General features: G+C 64.6%; 21 protein-coding genes. 6 read left to right on the forward strand and 15 right to left on the reverse strand.

Translation table 11 applies throughout. The features are described 5' to 3' along the window. Together pilY2 and pilE are read left to right on the forward strand one after the other, a co-directional pair. The gene (gene pilY2, locus ACI766_RS24615; protein WP_012614546.1) at window positions 1–348 is read left to right on the forward strand and encodes a type 4a fimbrial biogenesis protein PilY2; all 348 of its coding nucleotides are present in this window, start codon (window positions 1–3) and stop codon (window positions 346–348) included. Then, window positions 345–770 (forward strand): type 4a pilus minor pilin PilE, encoded by a 426-nt coding sequence (gene pilE / locus ACI766_RS24620; protein WP_003094721.1) that lies wholly within the window; start codon window positions 345–347, stop codon window positions 768–770. The genes pilY2 and pilE overlap by 4 nt, the downstream gene beginning before the upstream one ends. 46 nt (window positions 771–816) lie before the next feature. Here pilE and ispH read toward each other — a convergent pair whose 3' ends face one another. From ispH to murJ, 6 genes are all read right to left on the reverse strand, one after another. Next, window positions 817–1,761, reverse strand: a complete 945-nt coding sequence (gene ispH, locus ACI766_RS24625) for a 4-hydroxy-3-methylbut-2-enyl diphosphate reductase (RefSeq protein WP_003094724.1) — start codon at window positions 1,759–1,761, stop codon at window positions 817–819. An 85-nt stretch (window positions 1,762–1,846) separates the two neighbouring features. Continuing rightward, the gene (gene fkpB, locus ACI766_RS24630) at window positions 1,847–2,287 is read right to left on the reverse strand and encodes an FKBP-type peptidyl-prolyl cis-trans isomerase (RefSeq protein WP_003102613.1); all 441 of its coding nucleotides are present in this window, start codon (window positions 2,285–2,287) and stop codon (window positions 1,847–1,849) included. Then, window positions 2,280–2,789: a signal peptidase II gene (gene lspA, locus ACI766_RS24635; RefSeq protein WP_003102615.1), complete on the reverse strand. Its 510-nt coding sequence runs from the start codon at window positions 2,787–2,789 to the stop codon at window positions 2,280–2,282. Before lspA ends, fkpB begins: the two co-directional genes overlap by 8 nt. Next, a complete protein-coding gene (gene ileS / locus ACI766_RS24640; RefSeq protein WP_003102617.1) occupies window positions 2,782–5,613 on the reverse strand; it encodes an isoleucine--tRNA ligase in 2,832 nt (943 codons plus the stop codon). The genes lspA and ileS overlap by 8 nt, the downstream gene beginning before the upstream one ends. A 23-nt stretch (window positions 5,614–5,636) precedes the next feature. Then, window positions 5,637–6,575, reverse strand: coding sequence for a bifunctional riboflavin kinase/FAD synthetase (gene ribF / locus ACI766_RS24645; protein WP_003102619.1), 939 nt, complete (start codon window positions 6,573–6,575; stop codon window positions 5,637–5,639). 96 nt (window positions 6,576–6,671) lie between these two features. Next, complete coding sequence (gene murJ / locus ACI766_RS24650; protein WP_003102622.1) at window positions 6,672–8,210, reverse strand: murein biosynthesis integral membrane protein MurJ; 1,539 nt, start codon at window positions 8,208–8,210, stop codon at window positions 6,672–6,674. A gap of 283 nt (window positions 8,211–8,493) precedes the next feature. Here murJ and rpsT point away from each other — a divergent pair, with 283 nt between their 5' ends. Then, the gene (gene rpsT / locus ACI766_RS24655) at window positions 8,494–8,769 is read left to right on the forward strand and encodes a 30S ribosomal protein S20 (RefSeq protein WP_003094744.1); all 276 of its coding nucleotides are present in this window, start codon (window positions 8,494–8,496) and stop codon (window positions 8,767–8,769) included. A gap of 66 nt (window positions 8,770–8,835) precedes the next feature. On the opposite strand, the gene ACI766_RS24660 is transcribed toward rpsT, so the two are convergent. The 5 genes from ACI766_RS24660 to rplU all read right to left on the reverse strand — a co-directional run bounded on the left by ACI766_RS24660 (window position 8,836) and on the right by rplU (window position 12,455). Continuing rightward, window positions 8,836–9,300 carry a CreA family protein gene (locus ACI766_RS24660; RefSeq protein ID WP_003094746.1) on the reverse strand — a complete coding sequence of 155 codons (465 nt, stop codon included), beginning with the start codon at window positions 9,298–9,300 and terminating at the stop codon, window positions 8,836–8,838. A gap of 11 nt (window positions 9,301–9,311) precedes the next feature. Further along, on the reverse strand, window positions 9,312–10,430 hold the full coding sequence (proB, locus tag ACI766_RS24665; protein WP_003094756.1) for a glutamate 5-kinase: 1,119 nt from the start codon (window positions 10,428–10,430) through the stop codon (window positions 9,312–9,314). Window positions 10,431–10,500: 70 nt separating this feature from the next. Then, entirely contained in the window at window positions 10,501–11,721 is a 1,221-nt protein-coding gene (gene cgtA / locus ACI766_RS24670; protein ID WP_003094758.1) for an Obg family GTPase CgtA, read from the reverse strand. 141 nt (window positions 11,722–11,862) lie between these two features. Next, on the reverse strand, window positions 11,863–12,120 hold the full coding sequence (gene rpmA / locus ACI766_RS24675; protein ID WP_003094760.1) for a 50S ribosomal protein L27: 258 nt from the start codon (window positions 12,118–12,120) through the stop codon (window positions 11,863–11,865). Between the two features lie 23 nt (window positions 12,121–12,143). Beyond that, window positions 12,144–12,455, reverse strand: coding sequence for a 50S ribosomal protein L21 (gene rplU / locus ACI766_RS24680; protein ID WP_003094761.1), 312 nt, complete (start codon window positions 12,453–12,455; stop codon window positions 12,144–12,146). Between the two features lie 240 nt (window positions 12,456–12,695). On the opposite strand from rplU, the gene ACI766_RS24685 reads away from it, so the two are divergent. The 3 genes from ACI766_RS24685 to ACI766_RS24695 all read left to right on the forward strand — a co-directional run bounded on the left by ACI766_RS24685 (window position 12,696) and on the right by ACI766_RS24695 (window position 16,396). Beyond that, complete coding sequence (locus ACI766_RS24685) at window positions 12,696–13,664, forward strand: polyprenyl synthetase family protein (protein ID WP_003094763.1); 969 nt, start codon at window positions 12,696–12,698, stop codon at window positions 13,662–13,664. Window positions 13,665–13,801: 137 nt separating this feature from the next. Beyond that, window positions 13,802–14,026 (forward strand): hypothetical protein, encoded by a 225-nt coding sequence (locus ACI766_RS24690; RefSeq protein WP_003094765.1) that lies wholly within the window; start codon window positions 13,802–13,804, stop codon window positions 14,024–14,026. Between the two features lie 342 nt (window positions 14,027–14,368). After that, window positions 14,369–16,396, forward strand: a complete 2,028-nt coding sequence (locus ACI766_RS24695; protein WP_003141558.1) for a c-type cytochrome — start codon at window positions 14,369–14,371, stop codon at window positions 16,394–16,396. Between the two features lie 69 nt (window positions 16,397–16,465). Here ACI766_RS24695 and ACI766_RS24700 read toward each other — a convergent pair whose 3' ends face one another. From ACI766_RS24700 to ACI766_RS24715, 4 genes are all read right to left on the reverse strand, one after another. Then, window positions 16,466–17,083 carry an FKBP-type peptidyl-prolyl cis-trans isomerase gene (locus tag ACI766_RS24700; RefSeq protein ID WP_003094769.1) on the reverse strand — a complete coding sequence of 206 codons (618 nt, stop codon included), beginning with the start codon at window positions 17,081–17,083 and terminating at the stop codon, window positions 16,466–16,468. Window positions 17,084–17,167: 84 nt separating this feature from the next. Further along, window positions 17,168–17,473 (reverse strand): DUF6482 family protein, encoded by a 306-nt coding sequence (locus ACI766_RS24705; protein ID WP_003105116.1) that lies wholly within the window; start codon window positions 17,471–17,473, stop codon window positions 17,168–17,170. A gap of 256 nt (window positions 17,474–17,729) precedes the next feature. Beyond that, window positions 17,730–18,218, reverse strand: a complete 489-nt coding sequence (locus ACI766_RS24710; protein ID WP_003094773.1) for a TIGR00645 family protein — start codon at window positions 18,216–18,218, stop codon at window positions 17,730–17,732. A gap of 173 nt (window positions 18,219–18,391) precedes the next feature. Further along, entirely contained in the window at window positions 18,392–18,733 is a 342-nt protein-coding gene (locus ACI766_RS24715) for a hypothetical protein (RefSeq protein ID WP_003094775.1), read from the reverse strand. Window positions 18,734–18,840 lie beyond the last annotated feature (107 nt).

Consider the following 18,840-nt stretch of genomic DNA (forward strand, 5'->3'; position numbering starts at 1 on the left):
ATGAAAGTGCTGCCTATGCTGCTGGCCCTGGCCGTTCCCGGCCTCTGCTGGGCCGAAGATCCCCAGACCTTCGAAGGCGCTGGCGTGGTCTTCGAAGTCCAGGTCGAGAAGAACCTGGTGGACATCGACCACCGGCTCTACCACCTGCCCAACAGCACCGTCAGGAACGGCATGCCCAGCCTGTTTCAGGTCAAGCCGGGCTCCGTGGTGTCCTACTCTGGCACCGTCAGCCAGCCGTGGTCCACCATCACCGATATCTACATTCACAAACAGATGAGCGAACAGGAGCTGGCCGAGATGATCGAGAAAGAACAGCCCCGCCAGGACGGGGAGGAGCAGCCCCGATGAGGACAAGACAGAAGGGCTTCACGTTGCTGGAAATGGTGGTGGTAGTGGCGGTGATCGGCATCCTCCTCGGCATCGCCATTCCCAGTTACCAGAACTACGTGATCCGCTCCAACCGCACCGAGGGGCAGGCGCTGCTCTCGGACGCGGCCGCGCGCCAGGAACGCTACTACTCGCAGAACCCCGGGGTCGGCTACACCAAGGACGTGGCCAAGCTGGGCATGAGTTCGGCCAACTCGCCGAACAACCTGTACAACCTCACCATAGCGACGCCCACCAGCACCACCTATACCCTGACCGCCACGCCGATCAACTCGCAGACCCGCGACAAGACCTGCGGCAAGCTGACCCTCAATCAGCTCGGCGAACGCGGCGCAGCCGGCAAGACCGGCAACAACAGCACCGTCAACGACTGCTGGCGCTGAAACGAAAGAGCCCCTCTACGAGAGGGGCTCTTTCATTGCGCACGGTTCACAAAGCCTTGACCCGCAGTTCCTTGGGCATCGAGAAGGTAATGTTCTCCTCCCGCCCCTCCAGTTCCTGCTCCTCCGACGCCCCCCACTCGCGTAGCTGGGCGATCACGCCGCGCACCAGCACTTCCGGCGCGGAAGCGCCTGCGGTGATTCCGATGCGACGCACACCGTCGAACCAGCCGCGTTGCATGTCCTCGGCGCCGTCGATCAGGTAGGCCGGCGTGCCCATCCGCTCGGCGAGTTCGCGCAGGCGGTTGGAGTTGGAACTGTTGGGGCTGCCCACCACCAAGACCATGTCGCACTGGTCGGCCAGTTCCTTCACGGCATCCTGGCGGTTCTGGGTGGCATAGCAGATGTCGTTCTTGCGCGGTCCCTGGATCTGCGGGAACTTGGCGCGCAGGGCATCGATGACCTTCGAGGTGTCGTCCATCGACAGGGTCGTCTGGGTCACGTAGTGCAGGGCTTCGGGCTTGCGCACCTCCAGCGCGGCGACGTCGGCCTCGTCCTCCACCAGGTAGATGGCACCACCGTTGCTGGCATCGTACTGGCCCATGGTGCCTTCCACCTCGGGGTGCCCTTCATGCCCGATCAGCACGCATTCGTGGCCGTCGCGGCTGTAGCGCACCACTTCCATGTGCACCTTGGTCACCAGCGGGCAGGTCGCGTCGAAAACCTTCAGGCCGCGCCCCTCGGCTTCCTTGCGGACCGCCTGGGAAACGCCGTGGGCGCTGAAGATGACGATGACGTTGTCCGGCACCTGATCGAGTTCCTCGACGAAGATGGCGCCGCGCTGGCGCAGGTTGTCCACGACGAACTTGTTGTGCACCACCTCGTGACGCACGTAGATCGGCGGACCGAAGACATCGAGGGCACGGTTGACGATCTCGATGGCGCGATCCACGCCGGCGCAGAAGCCGCGGGGATTGGCGAGTTTGATTTGCATGGCGGTCTCGTGGGCGACGCGGTGATTGGACGAATGAACCTTGCTACCGCCCTCCCCGCTTGGGAAGGGCGCAGCGACCGACGGTTCAGGCCGGCTGGACGTCGATGATCTCGACTTCGAAGGCCAGGGTCTTGCCGGCCAGCGGATGATTGAAGTCGACGGTAACCTGCTGCTCATCGAACGCCTTGACCACGCCCGGCAGTTCGGTCTTGGCCGCGTCGTTGAAGATCACCAGCAGGCCCTCGGCCAGCTCCATGTCCTGGAACTGGTCGCGCGGCATGATCTGCACGTTCTGCGGATTCGGCTGGCCGAAACCCTGCTCGGGAAGAATGCTCAGGGTGCGCTTGTCGCCAGCCTTCAAGCCGAACAGCGCCTGTTCGAAGCCCGGCAGCAGGTTGCCGTCGCCGACCTTGAACGAGGCCGGCTGCTTGTCGAAGGTGCTGTCGACGACGTTGCCGTCCTCCAGCTTGAGGGCGAAATGCAGGGTGACGCGGCTCTCCTGGCCAATGCGGGTCGACTCAGCCATGGGCGGCTTCTCCGGATTTCTTCGATCTGAACATGTCGAGCGCCAGCATGACGGCGCCGACGGTGATGGCGCTATCGGCCAGGTTGAACGCTGGGAAGTACCAGCGGTTCTGCCAGTGCACCAGGATGAAGTCCACCACGTGGCCAAGGACCATGCGGTCGTAAAGGTTGCCCAGGGCGCCGCCGAGCACCAGCGCCAGGGCGATGGCCAACCAGGTCTCGCCTTTCTTCAGGCGTTTCAGCCAGACCACCAGGATCGCGCTGACGACGATGGCGATCAGGGCGAACAGCCAGCGCTGCCAGCCCGAGCTGTCGGCCAGGAAGCTGAAGGCGGCACCGGTGTTGTAGGCCAGGGTCCAGCTGAACAGATCGGGGATCACCACGATCTGCTGGTACATGCTCAGTTCGGCCTGGAAGAACGCCTTGCTGACCTGGTCGAGGACGAACACCAGCACGGTGATCCACAACCAGGGCAAGCGCCCGAAACGATCGACGTCAGGCATAGTGGCGAACCTCGCCGCTGCCTTCGATGTTCTCGATGCAGCGACCGCACAGGTCAGGATGCGCAGCGTGCTGACCGACGTCCTCGCGATGGTGCCAGCAACGACCGCACTTGGCGTGGGTCGACTTGACCACTTTCAGCTTGAGGCCGGCGACTTCGCTGTCCACCGCGTCGGCCGGAGCCGCCGACAGCGGCGCCAGGGTCGCGGTCGAGGTGATCAGGACGAAGCGTAGCTCGTTGCCCAGCTTGGCCAATTGGGCCTGCAGCGCGTCTTCCGCATACAGGGTGACCTCGGCCTGCAGGTTGCCGCCCACGGCCTTGGCCGCGCGCTGGTTCTCCAGCTCCTTGTTGACCGCGGCCTTCACCGCCATGACCTGTTCCCAGTACTGGCGATTCAGCGTCACGTCGGCCGGCAGTTCGCTGAGGCCGTCGTACCAGGTGGCGAGCATTACCGACTCGGCGCGCTCGCCGGGCAGGAACTTCCAGACTTCCTCAGCGGTGAACGCCAGGATCGGGGCGATCCAGCGCACGAGGGCCTCGGCGATGTGGAACAGTGCGGTCTGGCAGGAGCGCCGGGCGACGCTGTTGGCGCCGGTGGTGTACTGGCGGTCCTTGATGATGTCCAGGTAGAACCCGCCCAGCTCCTGTACGCAGAAGTTGTGCACCTTGGAATAGACGTTCCAGAAGCGGTACTCGCGGTACGCCTCTTCGATCTCGCGCTGCAAGAGCAGGGCGCGATCGACCGCCCAGCGATCCAGGGCCAGCATTTCCTGGGGCGGCAGCAGATCCGTGGCCGGATCGAAACCGTTCAGGTTGGACAGCAGGAAGCGCGTGGTATTGCGGATCCGCCGGTAGGCATCGGCGCTACGCTGGAGAATCTGCTGGGATACCGCGATCTCGCCCGAGTAATCGGTCGAAGCCACCCACAGGCGCAGGATGTCGGCGCCCAGGGTATCGATGACGGTCTGCGGCACCACGGTGTTGCCCAGCGACTTGGACATCTTGCGGCCGGACTCGTCGACGGTGAAACCGTGGGTCAGCAACTGGCGGTACGGCGCATGGTTGTCGATCGCGCAGCCGGTCAGCAGCGAGGAGTGGAACCAGCCGCGGTGCTGGTCGGAACCTTCCAGGTAGAGATCGGCGACCGGGCCGCTGGCATGGCCGATCCGGTGGGAACCACGCAGCACGTGCCAATGGGTGGTGCCGGAGTCGAACCAGACGTCCAGGGTGTCGTTGATCTTCTCGTACTGCGCGGCCTCCTCGCCGAGCAGCTCGGCGGCGTCGAGCTTGAACCAGGCTTCGATGCCTTCCTTCTCGACTCGCTGTGCGACCTCTTCCATCAGCTCGACGGTGCGTGGATGCAGTTCGCCACTGGCCTTGTGCAGGAAGAACGGGATCGGTACGCCCCAGTTGCGCTGGCGCGAGATGCACCAGTCGGGACGCCCGGCGATCATTCCGTGCAGACGCGCCTGGCCCCAGCCCGGGACGAATTCGGTCTGGGTGATGGCTTCCAGCGCTCGCTCGCGCAGGGAAGCACCCTGCCTGGGCTGCTTGTCCATGCCGACGAACCACTGCGCGGTGGCGCGATAGATCAGCGGCGTCTTGTGCCGCCAGCAGTGCATGTAGCTGTGATTGATGGTTTCGTGGGCCAGCAGGCTGCCGACCTCTTCCAGCTTGGCCACCACGTTGGGGTTGGCCTTCCAGATGAACTGACCGCCGAAGAACGGCAACGAGTCGACGTAGACGCCGTTGCTCTGCACCGGGCTGAGGATGTCGTCGTTGCTCATCCCGTAGCGCTTGCAGGTGTAGAAGTCGTCTTCGCCGTAGGCCGGCGATGAGTGGACAATACCGGTGCCGGCGTCGAGGGCCACGTAGTCGGCCAGGTACACCGGCGACAGACGCTCGTAGAACGGATGGCGGAAGTTGATCAGCTCCAGCGCCTCGCCCTTGGCGGTGGCGACCACCTTGCCCTCGCGCTGGTAGCGCGCCAGGCAGGACTCGACCAGGGCCTCGGCCAGCACCAGGTAGCGATCGCCGGCATCGACCAGCGCGTAGTCGATCTCCGGATGCACGTTCAGTGCCTGGTTGGCCGGGATGGTCCAGGGCGTGGTGGTCCAGATGACGATCTGCGCCGGCTTGTCCAGGGCCGCCAGGCCGAAGGCCGCGGCCAGCTTGTCGGCATCCGCCACCGGGAAGCCGACGTCGATGGTCGGCGACTTCTTGTCGGCGTACTCGACCTCGGCCTCGGCCAGCGCCGAACCACAATCGAAGCACCAGTTGACCGGCTTCAGGCCCTTGAACACGAAGTCCTGCTTGACCATTTCCGCGAGGGCGCGGATTTCGTTCGCCTCGTTGGCGAAATTCATGGTCTTGTAGGGGTTGTCCCACTCGCCGAGCACGCCCAGGCGGATGAAGTCGGCCTTCTGCCCTTCGATCTGCTCGGCTGCGTATTCGCGGCACAGTTCGCGGGTCTTGTCCGCCGGAAGATTCTTGCCGTGGGTGGTCTCGACCTTGTGCTCGATGGGCAGGCCGTGGCAATCCCAGCCCGGCACATAGGGCGCGTCGTAGCCCGCCAGGGTCTTGGAGCGGACAATGATGTCCTTGAGAATCTTGTTGACCGCGTGACCGATGTGAATGCTGCCGTTGGCGTACGGAGGGCCATCGTGCAGGACGAACTTCGGACGGTCGCCGCCAATGGCCCGCAGCTTCTGGTACAGACCGATGTCGTTCCAGAACTTCAGGGTTTCCGGCTCGCGCTGGGGCAGGCCGGCTTTCATTGGGAAGGCGGTTTCCGGAAGGTTTAGCGTCGCTTTGTAGTCGGTCATCTCAGGGCCTGTTCAGGATCTCTTCAATCAAGCGGTTGGCCCAGCCAGTAGGCCCGGGCGGCGGCGATATCCGCGAGAATCGCCGCCTTGAGTGCCTCCAGGGAGGCAAAACGCTGCTCGTCGCGCAGCTTCTGGTGGAAGGTCACCTGCAGATGCCGGCCGTATAGATCGCCGGCGAAATCGAGCAGGTGCACTTCCAGATGGGGACGGCCGTCGCCGTTCACCGAAGGGCGGGTGCCGATGTTCGCCACCCCCTGGCAACGCTGACCATCGACCAGCGTACTGACCAGGTAGACCCCGTTCAACGGCGCCTTGCGCCGTTTCAGTTGAATGTTGGCCGTGGGCGAGCCCAGTTGCCGGCCGAGTTTCTGTCCATGCAGGACCCGTCCGCTCAGGCTGAAGGGACGCCCCAGAAGGCGCTCGGCGAGATGCAGGTCGCCCTCGGCCAGGGCCTGGCGGACCCGCGTGCTGCTCACCCGCACACCGTCCAGTTCGACGGTGGTGGCCGCCTCGACGGTGAACCCCTGCTCGCGACTGGCGTTCACCAGGAAGGCGAAGTCACCGGAGCGGTCGCAGCCGAAACGGAAATCGTCGCCCACTTCAAGATGCCGCACCGCCAGTCCATCGACCAGGACCTGGCGGACGAACTCGGCTGCCGACAGCTCGCGCAAGCGGCGGTTGAAGGCCAGGCAGAGCACCACGTCGACGCCCTGCCCACGCAGCAACTCGAGTTTCTCGCGCAGGCGGGTCAGGCGCACCGGCGCCGAATCGGGGGAGAAGAACTCGCGCGGCTGCGGCTCGAAAATCACCACGCAGCTGGGTACGCCCAGCTCCAGCGAGCGCTCGCGCAGACGCGCCAGGATAGCCTGGTGCCCGAGGTGGACGCCGTCGAAGTTACCGATGGTGGCGACGCAGCCCCCGGCCAGGGGCTGCAGGTTGTGTAGTCCGCGAAGCAGCTGCATAGCACGCTTATTGCTCAGAAAGTGGTCGATTATACGCGTACCGGGCGCCGGACAACAGGCAAAACGGCATGATCCCGCCGCCAGCCCGGACGCGCTTCACAGCACCGCCCGGCGGGAAAAGTCGCGCAGGCGGAAACCCAGCAGCGCGAGCATACCGAAATAGGCCAGGAGACCGGCAACCACCAGCAGGCCGAGGCGCAGGAATCGCTCCAGCATGGCGCCCTGCTCCCAGGCCGGCAGCCAATGCATCGTGGCCAGCAGCACCGCCGACATCGCCAGCACCGCGACCACCAGCTTGACCAGGAACTTCGCCCAGCCCGGTTGCGGCAGGTACAGACGCTGCTTGCGCAGTTGCCAGTAGAGCAGGCCGGCATTCAGGCAGGCGGCCAGGCCGATGGACAGGGCCAGGCCGGCATGCTGAAGCGGGCCGATGAAGGCCAGGTTCATCAGTTGGGTGGAAACCAGGGTGAAGAGCGCGATCTTCACTGGCGTACGGATGTTCTGCTGGGCATAGAAGCCCGGCGCCAGAACCTTGACCAGGATGATGCCGAGCAGGCCGACGGAGTAGGCGACCAGCGCGCGCTGGGTCATCGCCGCGTCCACCGTGGTGAACTTGCCGTACTGGAACAGCGAGACGGTCAGAGGTTCGGCGAGGATCGCCAGGGCCAGCGAACAGGGCAGCACCAGCAGGAAGCACAGGCGCAGGCCCCAGTCGAGCAGGCGCGAGTACTCATGGCGATCCTTGTTCGAATAGGTCTTCGCCAGCATCGGCAGGAGGATCGTCCCCAGCGCCACGCCCAATACGCCGGAAGGCAGCTCCATCAGGCGGTCGGCGTAGTACATCCAAGACACCGAACCGGCTGCCAGGAACGAGGCGAAGATGGTGTTGATGATCAGCGAGATCTGGCTCACCGAGACCCCCAGGATCGCCGGCAGCATCAGCTTCATCACCCGCCAGACGCCGCTGTCCCTGAGGTTCAGGCGCGGCAGCACGAGCATGCCGATCTTCCTCAGGTGCGGCAGTTGATAGAGGAGCTGCAACAGGCCGCCGGCCAGCACCGCCCAGCCCAGCACCATGACCGGCGGATCGAAATAAGGCGTGAGGAACAGCGCGAAGCCGATCATTGCGACGTTCAGCAGGGTCGGCACGAAGGCCGGCACCGAGAAGCGGTTCCAGGTGTTGAGGATCGCGCCGGCCAGGGACGACAGCGAGATCAGCAATATATAAGGAAAGGTCACCCGCAGCAGGTCGGTGGTCAGGGCGAACTTTTCCGGGGTATCGGCGAAGCCCGGCGCGGTGACCCAGATAACCCAGGGCGCGGCGAGGATGCCGAGCGCCGTGACCAGCGCCAGCACCAGCGTGAGCAAGCCGGAAACGTAGGCGATGAAGGTCCGCGTCGCCTCCTCGCCCTGCTGGTTCTTGTACTCTGCCAGGATCGGCACGAAAGCCTGGGAAAACGCCCCTTCGGCGAAGATCCGCCGCAACAGGTTGGGCAGCTTGAAGGCGACGAAAAAGGCGTCGGTGGCGAGGCCGGCACCGAAGATCCGCGCCAGGATGGTATCGCGGACGAAACCGAGGACCCGCGACAGCATGGTGATGGAACTCACCGCCGCCAATGATTTGAGAAGATTCATGGATGTCGGGCTGCCGGCATGTCGAAATTGATCCTGTCCAAGACCGCGACCGGCCGGGCCGGTTCATCGCGCGAGTACGCCCTCGCCGCCGAACGGCGGTCCGCAAGGGCGCGCCGAGTGTAGAATGCGCGCCGGAATAAATCACCCGCAAGAAAGCAGGCGACATCCGTCGCCGATCTTTCCGGCCGCATGTGCAGCCCCTTGACAACCCCTGGAGGCGACGGCATTATTCGCGGCCTTAATTTGTTCGCTATTTACCCAGTTTTTTTCGAGGAGCTCGACGGTGGCCAACACACCTTCCGCCAAAAAACGCGCCAAACAGGCTGAGAAGCGTCGCAGCCACAACGCCAGCCTGCGCTCCATGGTGCGCACCTACATCAAGAACGTCGTGAAAGCCATCGACGCCAAGGACCTGGAAAAAGCCCAGGCCGCCTTCACCGCCGCTGTACCGGTGATCGACCGCATGGCTGACAAAGGCATCATCCACAAGAACAAGGCTGCTCGTCACAAGAGCCGTCTGAGCGGCCACATCAAGGCCCTCAGCACCGCTGCCGCCTAAGGCACGCCTTGCTCGAATAAAAAACCGGCCAATGGCCGGTTTTTTATTGCCCGCGACTCGCTCGCTTCAGCGAGCGGTCGGCCATGGCATGAGGGGAATCGCCGTCACCGCGTTCTGCGGACTACCTTCGATCACCCGGTCGCTGTAGACCAGATAGACCAAGGCATTGCGCTTGCGATCGAAGAAGCGCACCACCTGCATGCTTTTGAACACCAGCGAAGTGCGCTGCTTGAACACCTCTTCGCCATCCTTGAGTTCGCCACTGAACTGGATCGGCCCCACCTGGCGACAGGCGATCGACGCCTCGGCGCGATCCTCCGCCAGCCCCAGGCCGCCCTTGACCCCACCGGTCTTGGCGCGCGACAGATAGCAGGTCACGCCCTGCACCTTGGGATCGTCGAAAGCCTCGACGACAATCTTGTCGTTCGGCCCGACCCACTTGAACACCGTGGAAACCTCGCCGATCTCCTCCGCCCCGGCAAGCGCCGGCAACAGCAGCAGACCACCCAGCAACCCCGCGAGCTTGCGCATTCGCCCTCTCCTCAGACCAGAACCAGATTGTCGCGATGCACCAGCTCCGGCCCATCCACGTAGCCAAGCAAGGCCTCGATGGCATCCGTCGGCTGACCGAGGATCTTCTGCGCCTCCAACGCACTGTAGTTGACCAGGCCGCGCGCCACTTCGCGCCCGCCCTGGTCCACACAGACCACCATCTCGCCGCGACGGAAGCTGCCCTGGACCGCCTTGACCCCAACCGGCAACAGGCTCTTGTGATCCTGGCTCACCGCCTTCACCGCCCCATCGTCCAGCACCAGGGTGCCGCGCATCTGCAAGTGGCCGGCCAGCCATTGCTTGCGCGCCGCCTTGCGACTGCGATCAGGGGTCAACAGGGTGCCGAGGCGTTCGCCGGCGCGCAGGCGGTCGAGGACACGCTCGATACGCCCACCGACGATCACCGTATGCCCGCCGGAACGCGCCGCCAGGCGCGCCGCCCGCAGCTTGGTCTGCATTCCGCCGCGCCCCAGGGCGCCGGCACTGCCGCCGGCCACCGCATCGAGCTGCGGATCATCGGCACGCGCCTCGTAGATCAGTTGGGCATCGGGATTGTTGCGCGGATCGGCGTCGAACATCCCGTCGCGATCGGTAAGGATCACCAGCAGGTCGGCCTCGACCAGGTTGGCCACCAGTGCCGCCAGGGTGTCGTTGTCGCCGAAGCGGATCTCGTCGGTGACCACCGTGTCGTTCTCGTTGATCACCGGAACCACGCCCAGCTCGACCAGGGTCCGCAGGGTGCTGCGGGCGTTCAGGTAGCGCTTGCGGTCGGAGAGGTCGTCATGGGTCAGCAACACCTGGGCGGTCTGCAGGCCATGCAGGGCGAAGCTGGACTCCCAGGCCTGCACCAACCCCATTTGCCCCACCGAGGCGGCGGCCTGGAGTTCGTGCATCGCGCTAGGTCGGGACACCCAGCCCAGGCGGCTCATACCGGCGGCGACGGCGCCGGACGACACCAGCACCAGCTCGATGCCGGCGCAATGCAGCGCCACCATCTGCTCGACCCAAACGGCCATGGCATTGCGATCCAGCCCACGGCCATCGGCCGTCAGCAGGGCGCTACCGATCTTCACCACCCAGCGCCGCGCGCCAGTCACCTTGTCCCGCATACCCTCAACCTTAGAAGCCCAGGCTTCGACTCTTCAGCCCCGCCGGCCCGCCCGGCGGGGTATCACGCCATCAGGGAACGTAGAAGATCTCCGGACCGTCGCCGTCGTCTTCCTCATCATCGAAATCATCGTCATCCACCGCACCGGCGTTCTTCAGACCCGAACGCCGCAGCGCTCGCGCATCGTCCAGGGCCTGCAGACGGGCCCGCGCCTCGTCCTCGATACGCCGGTCGAGTTCGGCCAGTTCCTCGGCATACTGCGGATCTTCTTCCAGGCGCAGGGTACGCTCGTCGAGATAGCGCATGATGTCCTGGCTGAGCGCCTCGGTGCCATCGCGCTCCAGGGCGGAGATCACATAGACCGGGCCTTCCCAGCCCAACCGCTCGATCACCGCCTGCTTGCGCGCCTCGCGCTCGGCCGGATCGAGGATCTGGTCCATCTTGTTCAGCACCAGCCAGCGCTCGCGCTCGGTCAGCGCCGGACTGAAGCGACCCAGCTCGCGAACGATGACCTCGGCGGCATCGGCCGGATCGCTTTCGTCCAGCGGCGCCATGTCCACCAGATGCAGGAGGATGCGGGTCCGCGCCAGATGCTTGAGGAAGCGGATGCCCAGCCCGGCGCCTTCGGCGGCACCTTCGATCAGGCCGGGAATGTCGGCGACCACGAAGCTCTTGTAGCGACCGACACTGACCACGCCGAGGTTCGGCACCAGGGTGGTGAACGGATAGTCGGCCACCTTCGGCTTGGCCGCGGACACTGCACGGATGAAAGTGCTCTTGCCGGCATTCGGCAGTCCCAGCAGGCCGACGTCGGCCAGCACCTTCAGTTCCAGCTTGAGGTCGCGCGCCTCACCCGGCTTGCCCGGGGTGGTCTGGCGCGGCGCCCGATTGGTACTGGATTTGAAACGGGTGTTACCGAGGCCGTGCCAGCCCCCCTGAGCGACCATCAGCCGCTGACCGGGCTCGGTCAGGTCGCCGATGATTTCCTGGGTATTGGCGTCGATCACGGTGGTACCGACCGGCACTGGCAGGATCAGGTCGTCGCCCTTGGCCCCGGTGCAGTCCTTGCTGCCGCCGTTCTCGCCGCGCTGGGCATCGAAACGGCGGGTGTAGCGATAGTCGACCAGGGTGTTCAGGTTGACGTCGGCTTCCAGGTAGATGGAACCGCCGTCGCCACCGTCGCCGCCGTTGGGACCGCCCTTTTCGATGAACTTCTCGCGACGAAAGCTCATGAGGCCATTGCCGCCGTCACCGGCTTTCACGTGGATTGATACTTCATCGACGAATTTCATGGATATGCCTCCCACCACGAGGGCGGGTTAACAGAAAAAAACATAGGATACAGGATGCCCCGAAAGCAGGGCATGGCCGGAAGCCGGCGCAGAAACAAAAAAGCCCCGTCGCGAGACAGGGCTTTTTCAGCGAGCTATTGCTTAGGCAGCAACGATGCTCACGTATTTGCGACCAAAGGCGCCTTTGGTCTCAAACTTGACCACGCCGTCCACTTTCGCGAACAGGGTGTGGTCCTTGCCCAGGCCAACGCCGTAACCGGCGTGGAATTTGGTGCCGCGCTGACGAACCAGGATGTTGCCAGCCTTTACAGCCTGGCCGCCGAACAGTTTCACGCCAAGGCGTTTACTTTCTGAGTCGCGGCCGTTGCGGGTAGAACCGCCAGCTTTTTTGTGTGCCATGAGTCATATCCTCCAGAAAGGAATTAGGCCTGAATGCCGGTGATCTTGATTTCAGTGAACCACTGGCGGTGGCCCTGACGCTTCATGTGGTGCTTACGACGGCGGAACTTGATGATGCGGACCTTGTCGTGACGGCCGTGGGAAACCACTTCAGCGGTAACCTTCGCACCTTCGACGACCGGCAGGCCGATTTTCACGTCTTCGCCATTGGCAACCAGCAGGACGCGGTCGAAATCGATCGCTTCGCCGGTAGCGACGTCGAGTTTCTCGACCTTGAGGAATTCGCCTTCGGTGACTTTGTGCTGCTTGCCACCGGTAACAATCACTGCGTACATGTGTATCTCCGTTAAACCTGCTCACCCGACGCTTTATAGAAGTAGGAATCGGCCGGCATGGCTGCATGGGGTCGGATCGGACGCCCGTGCAATTGCGTAAGGCAGGGTATGCCAAGGAAGTTCAGGGCCCGCGATTGTACGGAAAGGTCCAGGCCGAGGCAAGTGCCACGGGCCTTTCCTTGACAGTCCCCCCCCTGCCACCTAGCATGCCGCGCAATCTTTGTGGAGCTATTGTCACTGATGCAACCCCAGGCCTTCTACCGCGTGGTGGCGGAAGATTTCACCGCCGTCGACGGGATCATCCGTCGCCAACTCACCTCCCGCGTTCCCCTGGTGGAAAAGATCGGCGACTACATCATCTCCGCCGGCGGCAAGCGCCTGCGTCCGCTGCTGGTCCTGCTCGCCGGCAAGACCCTGGGCTACAAGGGCGACGACCTCTGCCTGCTGGCCGCCACCATCGAATTCCTGCACACCTCCACTCTGCTGCACGACGACGTCGTCGACGCCTCCGGCCTGCGCCGCGGCCGCTCCACCGCCAATGCCCTGTGGGGCAACGCGCCGAGCGTGCTGGTAGGCGACTTCCTTTATGCCCGCTCCTTCGAAATGATGGTCGAGCTGGGTTCCATGCCGGTCATGCGCATCATATCCCAGGCCACCCGGGTGATCGCCGAGGGCGAAGTGCTGCAATTGTCCAAGGTACGCGACGCCAGCACTACCGAAGAGACCTACATGGAAGTGATCCGCGGCAAGACCGCGATGCTTTTCGAGGCCTCGACCCACAGCGCCGCCGCGCTGTGCCAGGCCGGCGAGGAACAGTCCGAGGCACTGCGCCGCTTCGGCGACTACCTGGGAATCGCCTTCCAGCTGGTGGACGACCTGCTCGACTACCGCGGCGACGCCGCGACCCTCGGCAAGAACGTCGGCGACGACCTCGCCGAAGGCAAGCCCACCCTGCCGCTGATCGTCACCATGCGCGACGGCACCGAGGAGCAGGCCGCGCTGGTACGCAAGGCCATCCAGCAAGGCGGCAGCCAGGACCTGGAGAGCGTCTGTGCCGCCGTCGAGGCTGCCGGCGCCCTGGACTATACCGCCAACCTCGCCCGCGACTACGCCGCCCGCGCCATCGCCTGCCTGGATACGCTGCCGGACAACGAATACCGCTCCGCCCTGGTCGAACTCAGCGAATTCGCTGTCGCCCGTACCCACTGAACCGGGCTCGACTTGTGACGAACGCCGCCGTTTTCACGGCGGCGTTTTCGTTTTGCGACGAAAGGCACGATCAAGACTTGCTATTACGATAATAAGAATTATTCTCATCTCACAGTCTTGTCACGGAGATGAGCGCCATGACTTATTTGATCGATGCCTGGCTTGATCGGCCACACCCCTACCTGCGGATCCTGCACCGGGAAACCGGGGAAATCTGCGCAGTCCTGGAAGAAGACGCGCTGGACGAACTGCGTGACCAGGGCGGCCTGGACCTGCACGAGTTGAACTCGAGCGAACCGCTGATCCTCAAGGAGCTGGTACGCAACCTGTTCCTCTTCTGCTACGCCCGCGCCCTGCGCTGAGCCTTTGCGATGACGCCAGGACGCGTCATCCGTGCGCCGCTGCCCGGGAGGCGGATCGCACGAACGGAGGCAAAGGCGCCTCCGGCCGGTTCCGGGAAGGTCACGGACGACCTTCCCGGAGTCACTTTCCTCATGTCCCGGTCTTTCCGCAACGCCTCGCCCGAGCACGCCGGCAGCCCCTCGCCGCGATAGGGATTCCTGCCTGATCCACATCAAGCCGACCTCGCCTGAAAGCCGTTACAACAGCGGCGTGACCGTCGTCCTGCCGACGGCCGCATAACGAAAAAAAGAATGGACCGTGGCCGAGGGGACCGCCCCAGGCCTACGCCTAAGGATGAGGAAATGCCTGCTTCTTTCCCGCGCCTCGGCTTGCTCGGCGCACTGTGCTCCATCGTTCCCCTGCTCCATGCCAGCGAACCGACCACGGACGCTGCGCTCATCGAAAAAGGCCGCTACGTGGCCCAGCTCGGCGACTGCATCGCCTGCCATACCGGCCCGCAGGGCGCGCCGATGGCCGGCGGCCTGGAGCTGAAGACGCCAATGGGTACCATCTACTCGACCAACATCACTCCCGACCGGGAGACCGGCATCGGCCGCTACAGCTTCGAAGAGTTCGACCGCGCCATGCGCAAGGGGGTGACCGCCGAGGGAGTGAATCTCTATCCGGCGATGCCCTACCCGTCCTACGCCAAGATCAGCGAAGAAGACATGCGTGCGCTGTACGCCTACCTGATGCACGGCGTGCAACCCGTCACCCAGGCGAATACGCCGAGCGCGATGAGCTGGCCGTTCAACCAGCGCTGGGGCCTGTCGCTGTGGAACTGGGCGTTCCTCGACGACGCGCCGTTCACCCCCTCCAGCGACGCGGACCCGGTGATCAACCGCGGCGCCTACCTGGTACAGGGGCTCGGCCACTGCGGCGCCTGCCATACTCCGCGCGGCATCGCCTTCCAGGAAAAAGCCATGAGCGAAGCCGGTCGTTCCGGGCAGTTCTACCTCGCCGGAGAAACCGTCGAACAATGGCAAGCCCTGAGCCTGCGCAACCTGTGGACGGTGGAGGACACCGTGCAGTTGCTGAAGACCGGGCAGAACCGCTTCGCCACGGTGTCCGGCAGCATGACCGATGTCATCCACCACAGCACCCAGCACTTCAGCGACGACGATCTGCTGGCCATCGCCAGCTACCTGAAGTCCCTGCCGGCCGGCAAGGACGACCTGCCCATGCCCGACAGCGAACGCCCACTGGCAGCACCGGTCGACCTGTACAGCTCGCGGGGCGGTCTCGGCTACGCGCAGTTCTGCTCCGACTGCCACCGCAAGGACGGCAGCGGCGTCCCGGGCATGTTCCCGCCGCTGGCCGGCAACCCCACGGTCGCTTCGGCCAACCCGAGCACGCTACTGCATATCACCCTTACCGGTTGGAAAACCGCGCAGACCGCAACCCACTCGCGGGTCTACACCATGCCCGGCTTCGCCCAGCTGGAAGACCGCGAAATCGCCGAGATCCTCAGCTTCGTCCGCAGCAGTTGGGGCAACCAGGGTTCGTCGATCGATGCCGGCCAGGTGAAGAAACTGCGCCAGCGGATCGAGGCCGGCAACGGCCCGGCCACGACCTTCGTCTCTCCACGCCTGGCGGACATGCTCGCGGCGCCGAACGCCGAACAGGTGGTACGCGGCATGCGCCTGCACCTGGAGACCCGCGAGCTGCTGCCGGCGAACGTCGGCAACCAGTTGAACTGCACCAGTTGCCACCTGAACGCCGGAACCGTAGCCGACGGCTCGCCCTTCGTCGGCGTCTCGGCGTTCTTCCCCAGCTACGCGCCCCGGGCGGGCAAGGTCATCGGCCTGGAGGAACGCATCAACGGCTGCTTCCGGCGCTCGATGAACGGTAAGCCTCTGCCGCCGGACTCTGCCGACATGCAGGCGATGGTGGCCTACTTCGACTGGATGAAGAACAACACCCGGCCGCAGGACAAGGTCGCCGGCCGCGGCGTCGGCAAGGTCGACCCGGCGCTGAAGCCCGACCCGGAGAACGGCCGCAAGGTCTACGCCCGACAATGCGCGGTGTGTCATGGCGAGAATGGCGAGGGGCTGAGGAACAGTGCCGGCGAGATGCTCTTCCCACCGCTGTGGGGCGACGAGTCGTTCAATATCGGCGCCGGCATGGCGCGGACCTTCACCGCTGCCGCCTTCGTCAAGCACAACATGCCGATCGGCTTCCAGGAACGCTTCCCGCTCGGCCAGGGCGGCCTCAGCGACCAGGACGCAGTGGACGTCGCGGAGTACTTTTCGCACCAGCCGCGCCCGGACTTCCCGGACAAGATCAAGGACTGGCCGAAGGACAAGCGTCCGCTGGATGCCCGCTACTGATGCCGCCATGAAAAACGCCCCGTCGATGCGTCGACGGGGCGTTTCGCTCCTTCCTGGGGCCGATGCGCCTCAGAGGATTTCCAGCAGTTCGACGTCGAACACCAGCACGCTGTGCGGGGGAATGCTGCCGACGGCCTGGCCGCCATAGGCCAGTTCGCTCGGTACGTGCAGGCGCCACTTGGAGCCGGCGTTCATCAGTTGCAGCGCTTCGACCCAGCCGGCGATCACGCCGCCCACCGGGAACTCGGCCGGCTGGCCACGCTGGTAGGAGCTGTCGAATACGGTGCCGTCGATCAGGGTGCCGTGGTAGTGGGTGCGCACGGTATCCTCGCGGGAAGGCTTGGCGCCCTCGCCAGTGCTCAGCACTTCGAACTGCAGGCCCGAGGGCAGCACGGTCACGCCTTCGCGCTTGGCGTTCTCGGCCAGGTAGGCGCGGCCTTCGCCAGCGGCGGCTTCGGCCTTGGCCTGGGCTTCGGCCTGCATGCGCTCGCGGATCACCTGGAAGCTGGCCGACAGCGCCTCGCCGGAAACCCGGCTGTCGATACCTGCGAACGCATCGGACAGGCCGGCCAGGACTGCGTCCAGGGTCATGCCCGGAACCGGATTCTCGCGCAGTTGGTCGCCCAGTTGACGGCCGATGCCGTAGCTGACACGGGCTTCGTCAGTGGTCAGGTTGAGTTCGCTCATGGCGCTGCTCCGCTGTGGGGTCGAAAAAGGGCGGCCAGCCTAGCACAGAAGGCCCTTCCCCCCTACCGGCGCAGCCGCTTGTGCTCAACCCTGGCGGATCGACAGCGGCAGCCCGCCGATAAACGAACCCGACTCGGCCAGGAGTCCACACATCTCGTCATCGACATCGGCGCACACCAACTCCACCGGAACCCTGTCCAGCCCGCGCAGTACCTGGCGCGCATGCTCCACGGAGCGCAGGCTGACCGGCTGGCCGAGATCGTCCTCCACCGGATAGGCGCGGTCGCCCATCTGCGCCTCCAGGACATAGATGCCGCCCTCCAGCGACACCAGGTGCAAGGCGTCGATATGTCCGGCCTGGACCCGGCCGGCGAGATCCTGCATGTTCATCGCGAACCTCTCGAGGTTGCGCAGGCAGCGGAAGCCTCCAGGTTTCCGCCAACCGCCTCGGTCCCGACAGCGCCGGCCCGACTCCCGGCATCGTCCGGCCGGCAGGCCCCGACGATGCGAAGGACGCCCGCTCCCGGCGTCCGCCCGATATCACAGGAAAGTCTTGCCCAGGCGGCAGGCAACGCAAGCCGGAAACGCCGCCGCCCGTCCGTTTTACAACGGCCGGGCGGCGCGAGCGAAACACTGGAGAGGGTCGTCAGTGACGGGTCTGCTTATCCAGGTAGCCCATGGCGAACGCCGAGAGCACGAAGGTCATGTGGATGATCACGTACCACATCAGCTTGTTGTCCGGCACATTCTTCGCGTCCATGAAGATGCGCAACAGGTGGATCGAAGAGATCGCCACGATGGAGGCGGCCACCTTGTTCTTCAGCGAGCCGGAATCCATCTTGCCCAGCCAGCTGAGCTTTTCCTTGCCTTCGTCGATGTCCAGTTGCGAAACGAAGTTCTCGTAGCCGGAGATCATCACCATGACCAACAGGCCGCCAACCAGAGCCATGTCGATCAGTGAGAGCAGGACCAGGATCAGGTCGGCCTCGGCCATCGCGAAGATGTTCGGGATGACGTGGAATATTTCCTGGAAGAACTTGATGGTCAACGCCAGCAGCGCCAGCGACAGGCCCATGTAGATGGGAGCCAGCAGCCAGCGCGAGGCGTACATGGCGTTTTCGAAAAAGCGTTCCATGGTCTCTTGTGTGTATGTGCAGGGGAAAATGGGGCGGCGAGTATAACGCAGCGGCCGGCGGTTTTTATCCAGAAAATCTGTGGATAAATATGTGCACCGAGCCGGGATGGATCCCGCCAGCGATGATGGCACGGGGCCTCGGCCGGATTGCTCAGGCTTTGCCCAGGCGCCGCTCAGGATTCCGGGCGAAACAGGTAGTCGCCGACATGCGGCCGTCGTTCGCCATTGAGTCGGCGCAGTTCGCCCTGCAGGTGCAGGCGCCAGATCGGCGGGTCGACGGCTTCGATATAGCCTTGCTGGGCCAGGCAGTCGGCAATCGCCTGCAACACCCCTTCGGCCACCAGCGGTCCGTGGAAGGGGCCCTGGGCCTTGATCGCCGAAGGCTGGGAGCCGGACATGCCGGCGGCGCAAAGCAGGGTCCAGAGTCCGTTCTCTCCGGCCAGCGGCCTGACCACGCATTCGATTCGCGTGGTCAGCCCCAGACAAGGGCGGATGAGGCAGAGGTTACGCGGCATGGCGGCATCCTCACGGGGGTTCCCAGTTTTGAGCCTACACCTGCCGCCAGGTTCCGCATAGCGCCGGCGGGAACTTGTCCACAGGGCTGAAACGCACGAGGGCGGGG

Source organism: Pseudomonas sp. DL (assembly GCF_047199225.1).
Taxonomy (GTDB): Bacteria; Pseudomonadota; Gammaproteobacteria; order Pseudomonadales; family Pseudomonadaceae; genus Pseudomonas; species Pseudomonas aeruginosa.

What these genes read in the sequence shown, in the direction of transcription:
- pilY2 (WP_012614546.1), top strand. Translation starts at nt 1, where the DNA reads ATGAAAGTGCTGCCTATGCTGCTGGCCCTGGCCGTTCCCGGCCTCTGC.
- pilE (WP_003094721.1), top strand. Translation starts at nt 345, where the DNA reads ATGAGGACAAGACAGAAGGGCTTCACGTTGCTGGAAATGGTGGTGGTA.
- ispH (WP_003094724.1), bottom strand. Translation starts at nt 1,761, where the DNA reads ATGCAAATCAAACTCGCCAATCCCCGCGGCTTCTGCGCCGGCGTGGAT.
- fkpB (WP_003102613.1), bottom strand. Translation starts at nt 2,287, where the DNA reads ATGGCTGAGTCGACCCGCATTGGCCAGGAGAGCCGCGTCACCCTGCAT.
- lspA (WP_003102615.1), bottom strand. Translation starts at nt 2,789, where the DNA reads ATGCCTGACGTCGATCGTTTCGGGCGCTTGCCCTGGTTGTGGATCACC.
- ileS (WP_003102617.1), bottom strand. Translation starts at nt 5,613, where the DNA reads ATGACCGACTACAAAGCGACGCTAAACCTTCCGGAAACCGCCTTCCCA.
- ribF (WP_003102619.1), bottom strand. Translation starts at nt 6,575, where the DNA reads ATGCAGCTGCTTCGCGGACTACACAACCTGCAGCCCCTGGCCGGGGGC.
- murJ (WP_003102622.1), bottom strand. Translation starts at nt 8,210, where the DNA reads ATGAATCTTCTCAAATCATTGGCGGCGGTGAGTTCCATCACCATGCTG.
- ACI766_RS24660 (WP_003094746.1), bottom strand. Translation starts at nt 9,300, where the DNA reads ATGCGCAAGCTCGCGGGGTTGCTGGGTGGTCTGCTGCTGTTGCCGGCG.
- proB (WP_003094756.1), bottom strand. Translation starts at nt 10,430, where the DNA reads ATGCGGGACAAGGTGACTGGCGCGCGGCGCTGGGTGGTGAAGATCGGT.
- cgtA (WP_003094758.1), bottom strand. Translation starts at nt 11,721, where the DNA reads ATGAAATTCGTCGATGAAGTATCAATCCACGTGAAAGCCGGTGACGGC.
- rpmA (WP_003094760.1), bottom strand. Translation starts at nt 12,120, where the DNA reads ATGGCACACAAAAAAGCTGGCGGTTCTACCCGCAACGGCCGCGACTCA.
- rplU (WP_003094761.1), bottom strand. Translation starts at nt 12,455, where the DNA reads ATGTACGCAGTGATTGTTACCGGTGGCAAGCAGCACAAAGTCACCGAA.
- ACI766_RS24685 (WP_003094763.1), top strand. Translation starts at nt 12,696, where the DNA reads ATGCAACCCCAGGCCTTCTACCGCGTGGTGGCGGAAGATTTCACCGCC.
- ACI766_RS24690 (WP_003094765.1), top strand. Translation starts at nt 13,802, where the DNA reads ATGACTTATTTGATCGATGCCTGGCTTGATCGGCCACACCCCTACCTG.
- ACI766_RS24695 (WP_003141558.1), top strand. Translation starts at nt 14,369, where the DNA reads ATGCCTGCTTCTTTCCCGCGCCTCGGCTTGCTCGGCGCACTGTGCTCC.
- ACI766_RS24700 (WP_003094769.1), bottom strand. Translation starts at nt 17,083, where the DNA reads ATGAGCGAACTCAACCTGACCACTGACGAAGCCCGTGTCAGCTACGGC.
- ACI766_RS24705 (WP_003105116.1), bottom strand. Translation starts at nt 17,473, where the DNA reads ATGAACATGCAGGATCTCGCCGGCCGGGTCCAGGCCGGACATATCGAC.
- ACI766_RS24710 (WP_003094773.1), bottom strand. Translation starts at nt 18,218, where the DNA reads ATGGAACGCTTTTTCGAAAACGCCATGTACGCCTCGCGCTGGCTGCTG.
- ACI766_RS24715 (WP_003094775.1), bottom strand. Translation starts at nt 18,733, where the DNA reads ATGCCGCGTAACCTCTGCCTCATCCGCCCTTGTCTGGGGCTGACCACG.